General features: G+C 70.8%; 15 protein-coding genes. 11 read left to right on the top strand and 4 right to left on the bottom strand.

Annotated features, from left to right (window positions below; translation table 11 throughout):
* Positions 1 to 21: 21 nt before the first annotated feature.
* The gene (locus ACFVV1_RS06930; RefSeq protein ID WP_389985601.1) at positions 22 to 1,788 is read right to left on the bottom strand and encodes a dolichyl-phosphate-mannose--protein mannosyltransferase; all 1,767 of its coding nucleotides are present in this window, start codon (positions 1,786 to 1,788) and stop codon (positions 22 to 24) included.
* Between the two features lie 53 nt (positions 1,789 to 1,841).
* On the opposite strand from ACFVV1_RS06930, the gene rsmI reads away from it, so the two are divergent.
* From rsmI to ACFVV1_RS06900, 6 genes are all read left to right on the top strand, one after another.
* Complete coding sequence (gene rsmI, locus ACFVV1_RS06925) at positions 1,842 to 2,720, top strand: 16S rRNA (cytidine(1402)-2'-O)-methyltransferase (RefSeq protein ID WP_389985598.1); 879 nt, start codon at positions 1,842 to 1,844, stop codon at positions 2,718 to 2,720.
* A gap of 177 nt (positions 2,721 to 2,897) precedes the next feature.
* Entirely contained in the window at positions 2,898 to 3,293 is a 396-nt protein-coding gene (locus tag ACFVV1_RS06920; RefSeq protein ID WP_389985595.1) for a hypothetical protein, read from the top strand.
* A gap of 92 nt (positions 3,294 to 3,385) precedes the next feature.
* Entirely contained in the window at positions 3,386 to 4,252 is an 867-nt protein-coding gene (locus ACFVV1_RS06915) for a TatD family hydrolase (RefSeq protein ID WP_389985592.1), read from the top strand.
* 121 nt (positions 4,253 to 4,373) lie between these two features.
* Entirely contained in the window at positions 4,374 to 4,889 is a 516-nt protein-coding gene (locus ACFVV1_RS06910; RefSeq protein ID WP_389985589.1) for a ubiquitin-like domain-containing protein, read from the top strand.
* A gap of 79 nt (positions 4,890 to 4,968) precedes the next feature.
* Positions 4,969 to 5,982, top strand: a complete 1,014-nt coding sequence (gene rsmA, locus ACFVV1_RS06905) for a 16S rRNA (adenine(1518)-N(6)/adenine(1519)-N(6))-dimethyltransferase RsmA (protein WP_389985586.1) — start codon at positions 4,969 to 4,971, stop codon at positions 5,980 to 5,982.
* Positions 5,979 to 6,878, top strand: a complete 900-nt coding sequence (locus tag ACFVV1_RS06900) for a 4-(cytidine 5'-diphospho)-2-C-methyl-D-erythritol kinase (protein WP_389985583.1) — start codon at positions 5,979 to 5,981, stop codon at positions 6,876 to 6,878. The genes rsmA and ACFVV1_RS06900 overlap by 4 nt, the downstream gene beginning before the upstream one ends.
* On the opposite strand, the gene ACFVV1_RS06895 is transcribed toward ACFVV1_RS06900, so the two are convergent.
* Both ACFVV1_RS06895 and ACFVV1_RS06890 read right to left on the bottom strand, forming a co-directional pair.
* Positions 6,866 to 7,126 (bottom strand): Txe/YoeB family addiction module toxin, encoded by a 261-nt coding sequence (locus tag ACFVV1_RS06895; protein WP_389985580.1) that lies wholly within the window; start codon positions 7,124 to 7,126, stop codon positions 6,866 to 6,868. The two genes, ACFVV1_RS06900 and ACFVV1_RS06895, sit on opposite strands and share 13 nt — an antisense overlap.
* Positions 7,123 to 7,374 carry a type II toxin-antitoxin system Phd/YefM family antitoxin gene (locus tag ACFVV1_RS06890; protein WP_389985577.1) on the bottom strand — a complete coding sequence of 84 codons (252 nt, stop codon included), beginning with the start codon at positions 7,372 to 7,374 and terminating at the stop codon, positions 7,123 to 7,125. Before ACFVV1_RS06890 ends, ACFVV1_RS06895 begins: the two co-directional genes overlap by 4 nt.
* A 150-nt stretch (positions 7,375 to 7,524) precedes the next feature.
* On the opposite strand from ACFVV1_RS06890, the gene ACFVV1_RS06885 reads away from it, so the two are divergent.
* The 5 genes from ACFVV1_RS06885 (at position 7,525) to ACFVV1_RS06865 (ending at position 16,484) form a co-directional block, all read left to right on the top strand.
* Positions 7,525 to 9,339: an ABC-F family ATP-binding cassette domain-containing protein gene (locus ACFVV1_RS06885; RefSeq protein ID WP_389985574.1), complete on the top strand. Its 1,815-nt coding sequence runs from the start codon at positions 7,525 to 7,527 to the stop codon at positions 9,337 to 9,339.
* Between the two features lie 148 nt (positions 9,340 to 9,487).
* On the top strand, positions 9,488 to 11,230 hold the full coding sequence (locus ACFVV1_RS06880) for a PQQ-binding-like beta-propeller repeat protein (RefSeq protein WP_389985571.1): 1,743 nt from the start codon (positions 9,488 to 9,490) through the stop codon (positions 11,228 to 11,230).
* Positions 11,231 to 11,476: 246 nt separating this feature from the next.
* Positions 11,477 to 13,417: a PQQ-binding-like beta-propeller repeat protein gene (locus ACFVV1_RS06875; RefSeq protein ID WP_389985568.1), complete on the top strand. Its 1,941-nt coding sequence runs from the start codon at positions 11,477 to 11,479 to the stop codon at positions 13,415 to 13,417.
* A 159-nt stretch (positions 13,418 to 13,576) separates the two neighbouring features.
* Entirely contained in the window at positions 13,577 to 15,508 is a 1,932-nt protein-coding gene (locus ACFVV1_RS06870) for a PQQ-binding-like beta-propeller repeat protein (RefSeq protein WP_389985565.1), read from the top strand.
* Between the two features lie 280 nt (positions 15,509 to 15,788).
* Entirely contained in the window at positions 15,789 to 16,484 is a 696-nt protein-coding gene (locus ACFVV1_RS06865) for a LuxR C-terminal-related transcriptional regulator (RefSeq protein ID WP_389985562.1), read from the top strand.
* A gap of 121 nt (positions 16,485 to 16,605) precedes the next feature.
* Here the strand turns inward: ACFVV1_RS06865 and ACFVV1_RS06860 are convergent, their stop codons facing one another.
* Positions 16,606 to 16,776, bottom strand: coding sequence for a hypothetical protein (locus tag ACFVV1_RS06860; RefSeq protein ID WP_389986399.1), 171 nt, complete (start codon positions 16,774 to 16,776; stop codon positions 16,606 to 16,608).
* Between the last annotated feature and the right edge of the window lie 208 nt (positions 16,777 to 16,984).

Below are 16,984 nucleotides of genomic sequence, written 5' to 3'. Positions count from 1 at the left end.
GGTCGAATCATGGTGTGCCGGTCAAATCCAGGTATCCAGCCACATCCGGTCCCGCCAGGACCCGTCGGGAATGGGCGTTCCCGTGTAAATGGGCCAGAAATAAATGAAGTTCCAGATGATCAGCAGCACCAGCACGCCCGCCGCGACAGCCCCCAGCGTCCGCCGCCGTTCGCCGGACGCGTCGCCGGCCGCCAGGCCGAGTTCCTGCCGGGGGCCGCTCCCCGCCGCCGGGCCCAGCATCGCGCCGATCATCATCGTCACCGCCAGACACAGGAACGGCACGAACACGACCGCGTAGAAGAGGAAGATCGTCCGCTCCTGGTAGAGGAACCAGGGCAGCCAGCCCGCCGCCACACCGCAGGCGATCGCCCCCGCCCGCCAGTCGCGCCGGAAGAACCAGCGCCACAGCACGTACACCAGGGCGAAGCATGCCGCCCACCACAGCAGCGGCGTCCCGATGGCCAGCACTTCGCGGGAGCATTTGCCGGTCTCCGACGCCGCGCAGCCCGGCTGTTCCTGCCAGAAGTACGAGACGGGCCGGCCGAGCACGATCCAGCTCCAGGGATTGGACTGGTAGGTGTGGCCGGAGGTCAGATTCACATGGAATTCGTAGACCTGGTACTCGTAGTGCCACAGGCTGCGCAGCCAGTCCGGCAGCCACGTCCAGTAGCCGCCCCTGCCGTCGGTTTGCGCCCAGTTCCGGTAGTAGCCCTTGTCGGTGACGATCCAGCCGGTCCAGGACACGAGGTACGTGAGGATCGCGACCGGGACCGTGGAGACGAACGCCGGCAGCAGATCGCGCTTGAGCACCGCCAGGTACGGCAGCACCGCACCCGCGGTCCGGCGCGCGCCCACGTCCCACAGCACCGTCATCAGACCGAAGCCGGCCAGGATGTACAGGCCGTTCCACTTGGTGGCGAAGGCCAGCCCCAGCATCAGACCGGCGGTGAGCCGCCAGGGACGCCAGCCGAGCCGCAGATTCTCCGCGACGCCGGCATCGGGGCGCAGCACACCCTCCTCGTCGACCGGCAGCGCCGCGGCGAGCCTGCGCCGCGCCCAGTCGCGGTCGATCAGCAGCGCGCCGAACGCGGCCAGCACGAAGAACATCAGCACCAGGTCGAGCAGCGCGGTGCGGCTCATCACGAAATGCAGACCGTCGACGGCGAGCAGTGCGCCCGCCAGGCACCCCAGGAACGTCGAGCGGAACAGCCGCCGGCCGATCCGGCACAGCATCAGCACCGACAGCGTGCCGAGCACCGCGACCATGAACCGCCAGCCGAACGGCGTGAAACCGAAGAAGTGCTCACCGATCCCGATGATCCACTTGCCGACCGGCGGATGCACCACATAGCCCGGGTCCACCGGAACGTGCACCTTCGACGGATCGTCGAGGATGAGCTTGTCGATGTTCTTGGGCCAGTCGCTCTCGTACCCCTGGTTGATCAGCGCCCAGGAATCCTTGGCGTAGTACGTCTCGTCGAATATCAGCGCGTGCGGGCTGCCCAGCTTCCAGAACCGCAGCACCCCCGCGACCAGCGCCACCAGCAGCGGACCGCCCCAGGCGGACCACCGCACCAGACGCCCGGCCAGCGGCGGGGAGATCCCGAGTACCGCCCACAGCTGGGCGCCGGGCCGGGTGTACGGCGGAACCAGCCGTTCACGCAGCCCGGTTCCGGGCCGCGGCGCATGGCCGAAGCGGCGCAGCCGCTGTTGCCAGGAGGCGGGCTCTTCGCCGTGCGGTTCCCCGGCGTCTTGACCCTGTCGGGCCTCGGGCGCAGTACTCGTCACCGCGCCATCGTAGGGAACGCGTCTGTGCGAGCGCTGTCGCCCGTGCTGGGAGGATGACTCATGTGACTGGAACGACTGGAACGCTGGTACTCGCAGGAACCCCCATCGGCGATGTGGCGGACGCCCCGCCACGCCTCGCCGCCGAACTGGAGACGGCCGATGTCGTCGCCGCCGAGGACACCCGGCGGCTGCGCCGCCTCACCCAGGCGCTCGGCATCCACACCACGGGGCGGGTCGTCTCCTACTTCGAGGGAAACGAGTCGGCCCGTACGCCCGAACTCGTCGAGGCACTGACCGGCGGCGCCCGCGTCCTGCTGGTCACGGACGCCGGGATGCCGTCCGTCTCCGACCCCGGCTACCGGCTGGTGGCCGCGGCGGTGGAGAAGGACATCAAGGTCACCGCGGTCCCCGGCCCGTCCGCGGTGCTCACCGCTCTCGCCCTGTCGGCGCTGCCCGTCGACCGGTTCTGCTTCGAGGGCTTCCTGCCGCGCAAGGCGGGCGAACGGCTCGGCAGACTGCGCGAGGTCGCCGACGAGCGCCGCACCATGGTCTTCTTCGAGGCCCCGCACCGGCTCGACGACACCCTCGCGGCGATGGCCGAGGTCTTCGGCGCCGACCGCCGGGCGGCCGTGTGCCGGGAGCTGACCAAGACGTACGAGGAGGTGAAGCGCGGCCCGCTGGGCGAGCTGGCGGCCTGGGCGGCCGAAGGGGTGCGCGGCGAGATCACCGTCGTCGTCGAGGGCGCGGCCGAATCCGGACCCGAGGAACTGGACGCCGCGGAGCTGGTACGCAGGGTGCGGGTGCGCGAGGAGGCGGGGGAGCGACGCAAGGAAGCCATCGCCGCTGTGGCCGCTGACGCGGGGCTGCCCAAGCGCGAAGTCTTCGACGCGGTCGTGGCGGCAAAGAATGCGGAGCGAACCGGCCCCGCATAGGTCAACGAATTGATGTCCTGAGCAAAGCGAGAGTTGCGCACCGGGCCTTTCTGCCACGAGAAGGCCAAAACCGCTCCAACACTCGTCACGGTCCGATGCGCTCCCGCCGGTAAGGGCGTCCACTGGACCAAGGACGCATTCTCCGGAGTGCTTGTCCGGCGGACCAAAGGAGCAGGCATGAGCGAGATCACACCTACCACCGTCCATGAGGCGTATGCCTTCGCCTGCATGAAGTGCGGATACGGCTGGGAACAGGCCTACGAGATAGAGCACCACGTCGACGGCTCCAAAAACGACTACGTCATATACAAGGCGGACGGGGAGCGGGTTCCCTCGCCTCTCTCCCGGCCCAGCTGCGTGAACTGCGACGGGCACGTGGTCCGGATCATGCGGGCCGGCCGGGTCTCGGCCGTCCAGAATCTGCTCCACAAGCCCCGGCCGACGCGGCCGCCCGTCGAGGGCATCGACGCCCAGGACGACGAGGCCATGGCCGCCGCCACCACCGCCGCACCCGCAGGCGCGCAGCACCACTGGCACCTGTCCGACCTGCTGCACCCCTTCCACCGCAGGTAAGGCGTCCGGCTTCCACCGCCGGCGACACCCGGCGCGCGTCCGGCTTCCACCGCCGACGAGGTGTCCGGCGCGGTCCTCGTACGATCGTCGTCATGAGCCGTACCGAAGCCCCGCCGCTGCCCGAACCCCTCCGGGTGCCGGTCGCCGATTCGCACACCCACCTGGACATGCAGGACGCGACCGTCGAGGAGGGCCTGGCCAGGGCCGCGGCGGTCAACGTGACCACCGTGATCCAGGTGGGCTGCGACGTGGCCGGTTCACGCTGGGCCGCCGAGACCGCCGCCGCGCACGCGAACGTGCACGCGGCGGTCGCCCTCCACCCCAACGAGGCGCCGCGCATCGTGCACGGCGACCCCGATGGGGGGTCGCGACAGGGGGCGCGCGAAGCGGGCGGGACAGCGGCGCTGCACGAGGCGCTCGCGGAGATCGACGCGCTGGCCGCACTCGACCACGTACGCGGCGTCGGCGAGACCGGGCTCGACTGTTTCCGTACCGGCCCCGAGGGCATGGCCGCGCAGGAGGAGTCCTTCCGCGCCCACATCGAGATCGCCAAGCGGCACGGCAAGGCGCTGGTCATCCACGATCGCGAGGCGCACGCGGATGTGCTGCGCGTCCTCGCCGACGCGGGCGCCCCCGAGCGGACCGTCTTCCACTGCTACTCCGGCGACGCCGACATGGCCCGGACCTGCGCGGCCGCCGGGTACTTCATGTCCTTCGCCGGCAATGTCACCTTCAAGAACGCCCAGCCGCTGCGCGACGCGCTGGCCGTCGCGCCGATGGAACTGGTGCTGGTCGAGACGGACGCACCGTTCCTGACCCCCGCCCCGTACCGCGGACGGCCCAACGCGCCGTATCTCATTCCGGTCACGCTGCGTGCCATGGCGGAGGTGAAGGGCGTGGACGAGGACACCCTGGCGTCGGCCATCGCCGACAACACCGCTCGCGCATTCGACTACTGACGGTACGCACCCCCACGGTCGGTGACGGTACGCGGTCGAGCCGTTTTGGAGAGTCACCGATGCTCCGCTATCGTCCCGGGCGCCATCAGGCGAGCCGGCCGATCGGATCCTCTGGAGCATCGTGAGCAACTCGAAGGGCAGTCACCGCGCGGCACGCGGCAGGGGGCGTACGGAGGTGGTGCGACCGCCCGCCCCGCTTCCGGCCGCCGCCCCCGCGTCCGTCCCGCTCCATGAGCGGCTGACGCTCGCCGCCTGGGCGGTCCACGCCCCGACCGTCGTCGACCTGCCGTCGCCCGGCCGTCCGCCCGCCCCCCATGCCACCGGCGGCCGGGCGGCGGCGCGCCGGGCCGCCCGGCGGCACTGGGCCCCGATCGGGCCCGAGAGCCTGCGCCGCCTCGTCCCGCAGGCCCTCGTCGTCGCGTTCCTGGCCGGTGGCACCACGGCGTTCGTGGCCTGCGACAAGGCGGTGACGCTCGACGTCGACGGCAGGCCCCGCACCCTGCACACCTTCGCGGACGACGTCGACGAGCTCCTCGCCGACCAGGGCGTCACGCTCGCCGCCCGCGACAGCGTCACCCCGGCCCTCGGCAGCGAACTCGCCGACGGCGATGAGGTCGTGGTCCGGCCGCGGAGGTAGGAGCCCGGCGCCCGGCCGGAGAAGCCGTGCGCCGGACGGGCGCGAGCCCCCGGCCGCGCCGCGGCCGTACGCTTACCGGGTGAGCACCACTGAGCCCGATGCCCTCCTGGGCCCCGCAGACATCCGCGAGCTGGCCGCCGAGCTGGGCGTACGCCCGACCAAACAGCGCGGTCAGAACTTCGTCATCGACGCCAACACGGTCCGCCGGATCGTGCGGACGGCGGAAGTCCGCCCGGACGACGTCGTCGTCGAAGTCGGTCCCGGGCTCGGCTCGTTGACCCTGGCGCTGCTGGAGGCGGCGGACCGGGTCGTCGCCGTCGAGATCGACGACGTGCTGGCGGGCGCCCTGCCGGCCACGGTCGCCGCCCGGATGCCGGGGCGCGCCGACCGGTTCACGCTGGTGCACTCCGACGCGATGCTGGTACGGGAGCTGCCGGGCCCGGCGCCGACCGCGCTGGTCGCGAACCTTCCGTACAACGTCGCCGTGCCGGTCCTGCTGACGATGCTGGAACGGTTCCCGTCGATCGAGCGGACCCTCGTCATGGTCCAGGCCGAGGTCGCCGACCGGCTGGCCGCCCGGCCGGGCAACAAGGTCTACGGCGTGCCGTCGGTGAAGGCCAACTGGTACGCGGACGTCAAGCGGGCCGGTTCCATCGGCCGCAACGTCTTCTGGCCCGCCCCGAACGTCGACTCCGGTCTGGTGTCGCTGGTCCGGCGCACCGAGCCGATCAGGACGAGCGCGAGCAGGGCCGAGGTCTTCGCGGTCGTCGACGCGGCGTTCGCCCAGCGCCGCAAGACGCTGCGGGCGGCCCTGGCCGGCTGGGCGGGCTCCGCGCCCGCCGCCGAAGCGGCGCTGGTCGCTGCCGGGATCTCGCCGCAGGCCCGCGGCGAGGCGCTGACGGTCGAGGAGTTCGCCGCCATCGCCGAGAACAAGCCTGCCGGGAGCAAGCCTGCCGGGAACGAGCCCGCCGGGAACGAGCCTGCCGGGAGCAAGCCTGCCGGGAGCAAGCCTGCCGGGAGCAAGCCCGCCGGGAACGCCCGTGACGAGTCCGCGGGGAACGTCCGTAACGAGCCCTCCGGGAGGGGCGAGTGAGCGTCACTGTCCGCGTACCGGCCAAGGTCAATGTCCAGCTCGCGGTCGGCGCCCCGCGCCCCGACGGCTTCCACGACCTGGCCAATGTCTTCCTCGCCGTCGGCCTGTACGACGAGGTCACCGTCACCCCCGCCGACGAGCTGCGCATCACCTGCTCGGGCCCGGACGCCGCGAAGGTCCCGCCGGACGCGACGAACCTCGCCGCCCGCGCCGCGATCGCACTGGCCGAACGGCACGGCATCGCACCCGATGTGCACATCCACATCGCCAAGGACATCCCCGTCGCGGGCGGCATGGCGGGCGGCAGCGCCGACGGTGCCGCCGCCCTGCTGGCCTGCGACGCCCTCTGGTCCACCGGCGCCACCCGGGAAGAGCTCCTCGCCATCTGCGCGGAGCTGGGCAGCGACGTGCCGTTCAGCCTCGTCGGCGGCGCGGCCCTCGGCGTCGGCCGCGGCGAGCGGCTGACCCCGATCGAGGTCGGCGGAACCTTCCACTGGGTCTTCGCGGTCGCCGACGGCGGGCTCTCCACCCCGGCCGTCTACGGCGAGTTCGACCGGCTCACGGCCGGTACGGACGTCCCGGACCCCGCCGCGTCCACCGCACTCCTGGACGCGCTGGGGGCCGGTGACACCGCCGCCCTCGCGGGCGCCCTGAGCAACGACCTCCAGCCCGCCGCGCTCTCCCTGCGCCCCTCGCTGGCCGACACCCTCGCCGCGGGCACCGGGGCCGGTGCCCTGGCCGCCCTGGTCTCGGGCTCCGGGCCGACCACCGCGTTCCTGGTGGCCGACGAGGAGTCGGCGCGGAAGGTGGCCGAGGCGCTGATCACCTCGGGAACGTGCCGCAACGCCCGGGCCGCGGTCTCCCCGGCGCCGGGGGCGACGATTCAGCGGCCGTAGTGGTAGCGGCACGAGACGATACGTACCTCGTCCTCGATCACGCGGTAGATGAGTCGGTGTTCCTCGCTGATCCTGCGGGACCAGTACCCGTGGAAATCGTGCCGCAAGGGTTCCGGTTTACCGATGCCTTCGTTTCCGTTGCGGACGATGTCCTGGAGCAAGGCATTGATCCGCTTGAGGATCTTCCGGTCCTGGGTCTGCCACCACACGTAGTCCGTCCATGCGAGATCGTGCACGACGAGCTTCATTCAAGGAGCTCCCGTACCGTGCCGCCACCGTTCTCAAGGTCGTCGATCGCCGCCAGGACGCGACGCGCGTTCTCGGGGCTGCGGTACAGGTAGGCCGTCTCCTTCATGGACTCGTACTCATCGAGCGCCACGATTACCACGGGCTCGTGGCCGGCGCGCGTCACTATGACTTCTTCGCGGTCGTTGACAACAGCACTCAGGGTCTCCGCGTACTTGGCGCGCGATTCCGTGTAGGTCATGGTGCGCATACTCGCCTCCCGGCGTGGGTCCATGTACAGGAAGCTGTACGTACAGAAAAGCGTACGTCTGAGGCGGCTGGAAGACAAGGCCGCCCGCGGAATCCCGCCCCCGGGCCCCGTACCCTGGGAAGTCGATCGATCCCCCCGGGCAGGAGTGAAATGGCCGTCAATCTGGTCAATGTCGAGCAGGTCAGCAAGGTGTACGGCACCCGTGCCCTGCTCGACGGCGTGTCCCTCGGAGTGTCCGAGGGGGACCGGATCGGTGTCGTGGGCCGTAACGGCGACGGCAAGACGACCCTCATCCGGATGCTCGCCAGGCTGGAGGAGGCGGACAGCGGCCGCGTCACCCACAGTGGTGGGCTGCGCCTCGGCGTCCTGACCCAGCACGACTCGCTCGACCCGGAGGCGACCATTCGCCACGAGGTGATCGGCGACCTCGCCGACCACGAGTGGGCGGGCAGTGCCAAGATCCGCGATGTGCTCACCGGGCTCTTCGGCGGGCTCGCCCTGCCGGGCTTCGAGCACGGCCTGGACACCGTCATCGCGCCGCTCTCCGGCGGTGAGCGGCGCCGCATCGCGCTGGCCAAGCTGCTCATCGCCGAACAGGACCTGATCGTCCTCGACGAGCCGACCAACCACCTCGACGTCGAGGGCATCTCCTGGCTGGCCGGCCATCTGCGGGTACGACGTTCGGCGCTCGTCTGCGTCACCCACGACCGCTGGTTCCTCGACCAGGTCTGTACGCGCATGTGGGACGTCCAGCGCGGCACGGTCCACGAGTACGAGGGCGGCTACAGCGACTACGTCTTCGCCCGGGCCGAACGGGAGCGGATCGCCGCGACCGAGGAGTCCAAGCGGCAGAACCTGATGCGCAAGGAGCTGGCCTGGCTGCGCCGCGGCGCCCCCGCCCGTACCTCCAAGCCGCGCTACCGCATCGAGGCGGCCAACGAACTGATCGCCGACGTGCCGCCGCCGCGCGACACCAGCGAGCTGATGAAGTTCGCCAACGCGCGGCTCGGCAAGACCGTCTTCGACCTGGAGGACGTGACCGTCCAGGCGGGCCCCAAGACACTGCTCACCCACCTCACCTGGCAGCTCGGCCCCGGCGACCGGATCGGCCTGGTCGGGGTCAACGGCGCGGGCAAGACCTCGCTGCTGCGGGCGCTCGCCGAGGCGGCCCGTACGCAGGGCGACACCCAGCCCGCCGCCGGGAAGGTCGTCGTCGGCAGGACCGTCAGGCTCGCCTACCTCTCCCAGGAGGTCCAGGAGCTGAACCCGAACCTGCGGGTGCTCGAAGCGGTGCAGCAGGTACGGGACCGGGTCGACCTCGGCAAGGGCCGGGAGATGACCGCGGGCCAGCTCTGCGAGCAGTTCGGCTTCTCGAAGGAGAAGCAGTGGACCCCGGTCGGCGACCTCTCCGGCGGTGAGCGGCGCCGGCTCCAGATCCTGCGTCTGCTGATGGACGAGCCGAACGTCCTCTTCCTCGACGAGCCCACCAACGACCTCGACATCGAGACCCTGACCCAGCTGGAGGACCTCCTCGACGGCTGGCCCGGGTCGATGATCGTGATCTCCCACGACCGGTTCTTCATCGAGCGCACCACGGACCGCGTGATGGCGCTGCTCGGCGACCGCACGCTGCGGATGCTGCCGCGCGGGATCGACGAGTACCTGGAGCGCAGGCAGCGGATGGAGGAGGAGGCCACGCCCTCCGCCGCACCCGCGGCCAAGGAGAAGGCCGCGCCGGCCGCGACCGTCTCCCCGCAGGCCGCACGTGCGGCGAAGAAGGAACTGCAGAAGGTGGAGCGGCAGCTCGACAAGGTGTCGACGCGGGAGACCGCGCTGCACGCACAGATCGCGGACAACGCCACGGACTTCGAGAAGGTCGCGAAGCTGGACGCGGAACTACGCGAACTGGTCGCGGAGCGCGATGAGTTGGAGATGCGCTGGCTGGAACTGGCCGAGGACGCCTGATCGCTGCGGTGCCTGCAGTGCCCGCGGTGTGACTGGTGCGACCGGTGTGACCTGTGGGGCTTAAGGGGCGGGTGGTAGAAAGAAGCCTTGCCCGGTGCAGGTGCAGGTGCAGGTGCCGGATTTGGTCCGCACGAAGGGGGACGTGCTGATGACCCAGCCGCCCGGCCAGCAACCGCCGCAGGGAGACTTCGGCGCCCCGTACGATCCGCCGCCGGGGCCGTACGGGGTGCCGCCCGTACAGCCGGGACCGTACAACGCGCCCACGCAGCCGGGGCCGTACAACGCGCCCACGCAGCCCGGGCCGTACAACGCGCCCACGCAGCCCGGTCCGTACGGCTACCAGGCTCAGCCGCAGCCCGGCTACGGTGCTCCGCCACCGCCACCGCCACCGCCACCACAGCACCCGCAGCACCCGCAGTCGCAGCCCGGGGGCGCAGGTCTTTTCCGGGGCAGGCGCGGGGCGGTCCTGGGCGCCGTGCTCGCCGTGGTGCTGCTGGCCGGCGGTGGCGTCTGGTTCGCCACGAGCGGAGGCGACGGCGCGTCGAAGCCCACGGCGAAGGCGAGCGCCGGTCCCGGCCCGAGTTCCACCGGCGACGGGAGCGACGGCAAGGGCCAGGGGCAGGGCCAGGGTGCGCACGACCTCCGCGCGGAGGCCGACGCGCTCAACGCCAAGCGCGAGCCGGGCGAGGCGAAGGTCCTCTGGCTCCAGGAGGGCGGCGTCGACCTGCCGCGCAACGGCTCGGACGTGTACGGCCCCTGGATCGTCGGCGACACCATCGTCAAGGCCATGTACCACACGGTCTCCGGCTATTCGGTCACCGACGGCGGGCAGAAGTGGAGCCTTCGCATGCCGGCGGATCTGTGCGCGGCGCCCTCGCAGCCCACCGCCGACGGCAGGATCGTCCTCGGGATCAAGACCGGCACCGCGGACGACGCGCTCTGCAACTCGCTCCAGATGGTGGACCTCACGACCGGCAAGGCCGGCTGGCGCAAGACGTACAAGCGCCAGGGCACCTGGGATCTGCTCTCCGATGTCTCGATGGCGATCAACGGGGACACCGTGACCGTGGGCCGCACCAGCAGGACGGATGCCTTCCGGGTCAGCGACGGCAAGGTGCTCTTCGGGGAACTGCCGGGCAACTGCCAGCCGTTCGGCTTCGCGAGCGGGCCCGTGGCGATCGCCGCCACCAGTTGCCAGACGGCGGCCGACGACCACAAGGAGCAGCAGGTACAGCGGATCGACCCGGCCACCGGCAAGGTGCGGTGGACGTACAAGGTCAAGAAGGGGTGGGAGGTCGCGCAGTTCTACTCCGTCAGCCCGCTGGTCGTCTCGCTGAAGCAGGACGACGAATGGGCCATTATCGTGCTCAACGAGAACGGCACCTACCGTTCCCAACTGATCGGCGGCACCGGCAACTACGCGACGAAGTGCGGCGGTGACCTCCTCACCGAGGGCAAGAACCTCGACAACTGCCTCGGGGTGGCGGCCGACGACCGCACGGTCTATCTGGCGACCAAGCCCGACGAGGACGCCGCCGCCCCCACCAACGCGGTCGTCGCCTTCGACCTGAACACCGGCCGGGCCAGGTGGAAGGCCGCGGCGCCGGCCGGTCAGACCCTGATGCCGATGCGGGTGGAGGGCGGCAGGCTGCTGATGTATCTGGCGGCGGGGAAGAACAAGGGCGGCGGCATCGCGTCCCTCCCGCAGGCCGGCGGTACGCCGCAGATGGTGCTGCGGCACCCGGCGTCGGCCGCGAAGGTCGAACGGGACTTCTTCGATTCCCGGGTCGCCTATCTCGACGGGCGCAGTTTTCTTATGCACGCGACGCTCAGCGGGATCGGTGACGACGACGAGAAGTGGATGAAGTCGATGGTGGCTTTCGGCAGTTGACGGGCAGAGGCGTAACGGGGGCATCACGGGGCGGTTCTCCCTTGGGAACAGGGGGTGGACCGACCCGGTGTCCGTGGTGATGCGGGTGGTACAAAGAAGCCCCGCTCGACTGTCGTAACACTGCGGGATCCATGCCCGATTCGCTCCTTTCCGTGGAGTTCAGGGGTCTCGTCGACCCCTTCGAACTCCGCGGAATCGCGGGGGAGACCGGAACGGGCACCGGACCGCACGAAGGGGGACGTGCTGATGACCCAGCCGCCCAGTCAGCAACCGCCGCAGGGGGGCTTCGGCGCACCGCAGGAGCCGCCGCCGGGAAGTCCTCAGCCGCCCCAGGGCCCGCCGCAGACCCCGCCGCCTGCCCAGCCGCCGCAGACCCCACCGGCTCCGCAGACTGCGCCGCCCGCGCAGCCCGGTTACGGCCATCCCCAGCCCCCCGGCCAGGCGCCGGGCCAGATGCCCGGTCAGATGCCCGGTCAGATGCCGGGTCAGGCCCCCGGCCAGATACCCGGGCAGGCCCCCGGTTACGGCTACCCCCAGCAGCCCGGCCCGTACAACCAGCAGCAGCCGGGCCCCTACGGCCAGCAGCCGGGCCCGTACGGTCAGGCGCAGCAGCCGGGCCCGTACAACCAGCAGCCCGGCCCGTACGGCCAGCAGGCGCAGCCCGGTTACGGCTACCCGCAGCAGCAGTACCCCGGCGCACCGGCCCCGGGCGGCCCGGGCGGTCCCGGCGGTGGCAGCCTCCTCAAGCGCAAGCCCGCGCTGATCATCGGCGCCGCGGTCGTCGCGCTCCTCGTGATCGGCAGCGGCGTCTTCATCGCCACGAGCGGGGGCGGTGACGACAAGAAGCCCGTCGCGCAGAAGAGCGACGACGCCAAGCCGAGCACCTCGCCCTCCGTCGACGAGGGCAACGGCAACGGCAACGGCGACGGCCGCGAGAGCGACGACGACCTCAACGCCGGCCGCAAGCCGGGCGAGGCGAAGGTCCTCTGGCTGCAGAAGAACGACATCGACCTGCCGCGCAACGGCTCGGACGTGTACGGCCCCTGGGTCGTCGGCGACACCGTCGTCAAGGGCGTGTACCGCAGCATTTCCGGCTACTCCGTGGCCGACGGCAAGCAGAAGTGGACGCTGAAGCTGCCCGCCGACCTGTGCGCGGCACCCTCGCAGACCACCACCGACGGCAAGATCGTCATCGGGGTCAAGAACGGCACCACCGACAGGGCGGTCTGCGCGGACCTCCAGATGATCGACCTCAACACCGGCACGGTCGGCTGGAAGAAGTCGATCAAGAAGAACGGCATCTGGGACATCATGTCGGACATCTCGCTCGCCATCAGCGGCGACACCGTGGCGGTCGGGCGTACCGGCAACTCCAACGCCTACCGGGTCAGCGACGGCAAGGAGCTGTTCGGCAAGCAGCAGGGCAACTGCCAGCCGTTCGCCTTCGCGGGCGGGCCGAAGCTGATCACCGCCTCCAACTGCCGCACCGACGACCCCTACAATCCGCAGCACCAGATCCAGGAGCTCGACCCGACCACCGGGAAGCCCAAGTGGACCTACCGGCCCAAGCGCGGCTGGGAGATCGACCGGGTCTTCTCGGTGAGCCCGCTGGTGGTCTCCCTGAAGAAGGAGAAGGAGAAGGGGTGGAGCATCCTCTCGCTCAAGGAGAACGGCTCGTTCCGCTCCGGGCTTGTCAGTGACAAGGGCGACAAGTTCGCGCCGGACTGCGGCAGCGCCTTCGCCGTCTTCGTCAAGACCCTGGACGGCTGCACCGGCGTCGCCGCCGACGCCAACACGTTCTACATCGCGACCGCGCCGGACTCCAGCGGCCTCGCCCGTACGAACAAGGTCGTCGCGTTCGACCTGAACACCGGCAAGCCCAAGTGGAAGGCCGCGGCCCCGGCCGAGCGCACGGTGAAGCCGCTGCGCATGGAGGGCGCCAACGTGCTGCTCTACGTGGAGGCGGGTTACAACAAGGGCGGCGGGATCGCCACCCTCGCACCGACCGGCGGCAGCGTGCAGATGGTGCTGAAGCACCCCGTGTCGATGTCCGAGATCGAGAGCACCTTCTACAACACGAAGATCGTCTACGCCGGTGGCCGTTCCTTCATCGCGAGTGGAACCGTCAGCGGGCGCAACGACAAGGAAGAGCTGGAGACGAAGACCATGATGGCCTTCGGCAACTGACGGCTCACGAAGACTTCTGACGGAACCGGGCCGTCGGCGCCCGACGGACGGAACCGACCCGTCGGCGCCCGACGTTCACGGCGGGCAGCGGCCCGAGCCCCTTCGGCCGCTGCCCGCCCCGACTCACCGACTCTCCCTTCCCCCCGAGGTACGTACGCCATGACGCAGCCGCCCCAGCCGCCCAACGAGCCGCCCCAGGGCGGGTTCGGTGCCCCGCAGGACCCCCCGCCGGGTGGGTTCGGCGCGCCGACACCGCCGCCCGCCGACCCGTTCGGCAAGCAGCCGGCCACCCCGCCCGCGGGCGGATTCGGCGCCCCGCAGGCCCCGCCGCCGGCAGGCGCCCCGCAGAGCCCGCCGCCCGGGGGCCCGCCGCAGCAGCCGGGCCCGGGTTACGGCTACCCGTCGGGCCAGCCGCCGCAGCCCGGGTACGGCTACCCGTCGGGCCAGCCGCCGCAGCCCGGGTACGGCTACCCGCAGGCGCCCGTGCCCGGTCAGCCGCAGCAGGGGTACGGCTTCCCGCAGGGCCTGCCGCCCGGTCAGCCGCCCCAGCAGGGGTACGGCTACCCGACCGCCCCGATGCAGCAGCAGTACCCGCCGCAGCAGAACGGGAACGGCAACGGGAACGGCGGCAAGAAGTTCGGCACCCAGACGCAGATCATCGTCGCCGCGGCGGTCGCCGTCGTGCTGATCGTCGCCGGTGGCGTCTGGTACTCCTCCAGCGGCGGTGACGACGGCAAGAAGAAGGAGGAGGCGTCCCAGACCGGCGGCGGCACCGCCGAGGGCAAGGGCGGCGGCCAGGGCGGCGCGGTCGGTGGCGGCGGCAAGGAGAAGACACCGGCCGACCCCAAGTCCAAGGTCGCCTTCCAGCTGCCGTTGCCGAAGGTCGACGACGTCACCAAGGTCGACGGTTCCTGGCTGACCGACAAGGCGTACGTGAAGGCCGGCCTGAACGAGATCGTCGGCTACGACCTGGCCAAGGGCACCAAGCTGTGGTCCATCCCGCTGGCGGGCCAGGTCTGCGCCGCCTCCCGGCACATGTCCAAGGACTACAAGACGGCCGTCGTCTTCGAGGCGGGCAAGCCGACCAAGGCCAAGAAGTACCAGCCGTGCAACCAGGTCGGCGCGCTCGACCTGAACACCGGCAAGCTGATGTGGAGCAAGTCGGTGACCGCCGCCACCAGCGGTGACGAGCCGGTCAGGTACGACGGGATAACGCTCAGCGGCACCACGGTCGCCGCGGCCGGCACCGAGGGCGGCGCGGCGTTCGACCTCAGCACCGGCGCGGAGCGCTGGAAGCCCAAGGCCTCCACCGACGGCTGCTACGACGCCGGCTACGGCGGCGGGGACGCGCTCGCCGTGGTCCGCAAGTGCGGTACGTACGACGACCCGCAGCTCGTCATCCAGGCACTGAACCCGACCACCGGCGCCCCGATCTCCTCGTACAAGATGCCGCCCGGTGTCGACTACGCGAGCATCGTCTCCACCAAGCCGCTGGTCGTCGCGGCCGACGTCGGCGACACCGCCGGTGACGGCAGCGGCATCTCGGACTTCTTCTCGATCGACGCCTCCACCGGCAAGCTGCTCACCAGGATCGCGGCGGACGGCGAGAAGTACGCCGCGCAGTGCCACTCCTCCGAGGTCGAGAGCTGCAGCCAGCTGGCCGTCGGCAACAACCGCATCTACGTGCCGACCGAGGACCACGAGGGCACCGGCGAGTACGGCGACACCAACGAGATAATCTCCTTCGACCTCACGACCGGCAAACCGACCAGCGACCGGGCCGACGCGGGTGAGCGCTACACGATGTTCCCGATCCGCATGGACGGCGGCAACATCATCGCGTACCGGGTGCCCCCGTACGACAAGGGCGGCCAGGTCGTCTCCATCGACGGCGCCACGTTCAAGCAGACGGTGCTGATGGAGAACCCGAGCGACCGGTCCGTCCGCGAGGCGGAGACCAGCTTCACGCCGGACTACTCCGAATTCCTCTACAACGACGGGCACTTGTACCTGGCCAGCACCACGGTGAGCAAGCCCCATGGGTCCCTGGACGAGAGCCGCCGCCTGGCGGTCGGCTTCGGCAGGGAGTAACTGCCCCCGTATGCGCGGGGGTGGCGCTTGTCCATCGGTTCCACCCCCGCGCACACCTGACGGCCCGGACGCTGCCGTCGTCGAACGGTAATGGTCGGCAGGCGCATCGAAACGACGTCCGGGCGAACATGGCAGGCTGTCAACTGATCTTGAAAGCGCGCCGAGTTGGCCATCCCAAGCCTTTTGGCCGGTAAGACGCCCGTAACGTCGAACAAGCGTGTAGCTTGCCGGGTCAGGGCGGGCCGGGGGGCCTGGCGCCGGTGCTACGGGGGTGTGCTCGATGGGCGTGCGGCTCATGGTGGTCGACGATCACCGACTGCTCGCCGAGGCGCTGGCCTCGGCGCTGAAACTGCGGGGCCACCGGGTGCTCGCGGCGGCCGCGCCGACCGCGGGGGCGGCCGAGCTGGTGGTCAGCAGGGCCCCGGACGTCTGCCTGTTCGGCACCGCGGCGCCCGCCGAGCCCGGTGCCTTCGACCCGATCGTACGGATCCGGCGGGAGCGCCCGCAGGTGGCCGTGGTGGTGCTCGGTCCGGTGCCCAGCCCGCGCGGGATCGCGGCGGCGTTCGCGGCGGGCGCCGCGGGATACGTCCGCCACGACGAGCGCATGGAGGGCGTCGAGCGGGCGATGGTCAAGGCGCGCGCCGGTGAGGCCGCAGTGGCGCCGCAGCTGCTCCAGGGCGCCTTCGCCGAGTTGCTCAACCCGGCCGCGGCGCCGGACGACGAGGGGCAGCGGCTGCTGGAGCTGCTGACCCCGCGCGAGATCGAGGTCCTGGTGCGGGTCGCCGAGGGACAGGACACCCGGCTGATCGCGGCCGGGATGCGGATCGCGTCGAGCACCGCGCGCACGCATGTGCAGCGGGTGCTGATGAAGCTGGGCGTGGGCTCCCGGCTGGAGGCCGCGGCACTCGCGGCCCGCACGGGGCTGCTGGACCGGGCGGTGCCGCTGGACGGGCAGGGGCCCGGCGGCATCGGGTGATGCCGCCGGGCCTCCTGCTGAAAGGCCGGGCCTCCTGCTGAAGGAGTCGGGCCGCGGTCGCGGACTTCCGCTCCAGTCCGGAGACTTCCTTGTGCGGGCCGGACATGGTGGGTTCCTCCGATCAGAACGAGTACGGGACGTAGCACAGGGCGGCGAGGGCGATCGCGCCCCAGCCCGGTGGGCCCGGCATGCGGTACCAGGCGCTGTCGCCCTCGGCCGGCGCCTCCTCGGCGTCCGGGGACTCGGCTCCGTAGACCAGTCCGGCCAGTTCGGCCAGTTCGGCCTCGGACACCGGACTTCATCGAGGCCCGCTTCCTTCGTTGCGTGAACTGAACCCGAAGGAAACAACGCTCTTGTGTTCAAAAGCTGAACACTTTTCCTGAACTCATCGCGCACGGGGCGACCTGGATCGCGGACCCCTGTACGCGCACTTCTCGCGCCGTGTTCGCCATTGACGCTCCTGTTGACTTGTGGTTCATTGTGTTTGGTTATGTTTGGAG

This window comes from Streptomyces sp. NPDC058092 (assembly GCF_042884935.1).
In the GTDB taxonomy this organism is placed as follows: domain Bacteria; phylum Actinomycetota; class Actinomycetes; order Streptomycetales; family Streptomycetaceae; genus Streptomyces.
This window is presented reverse-complemented; position numbering and strand designations above follow the sequence as displayed.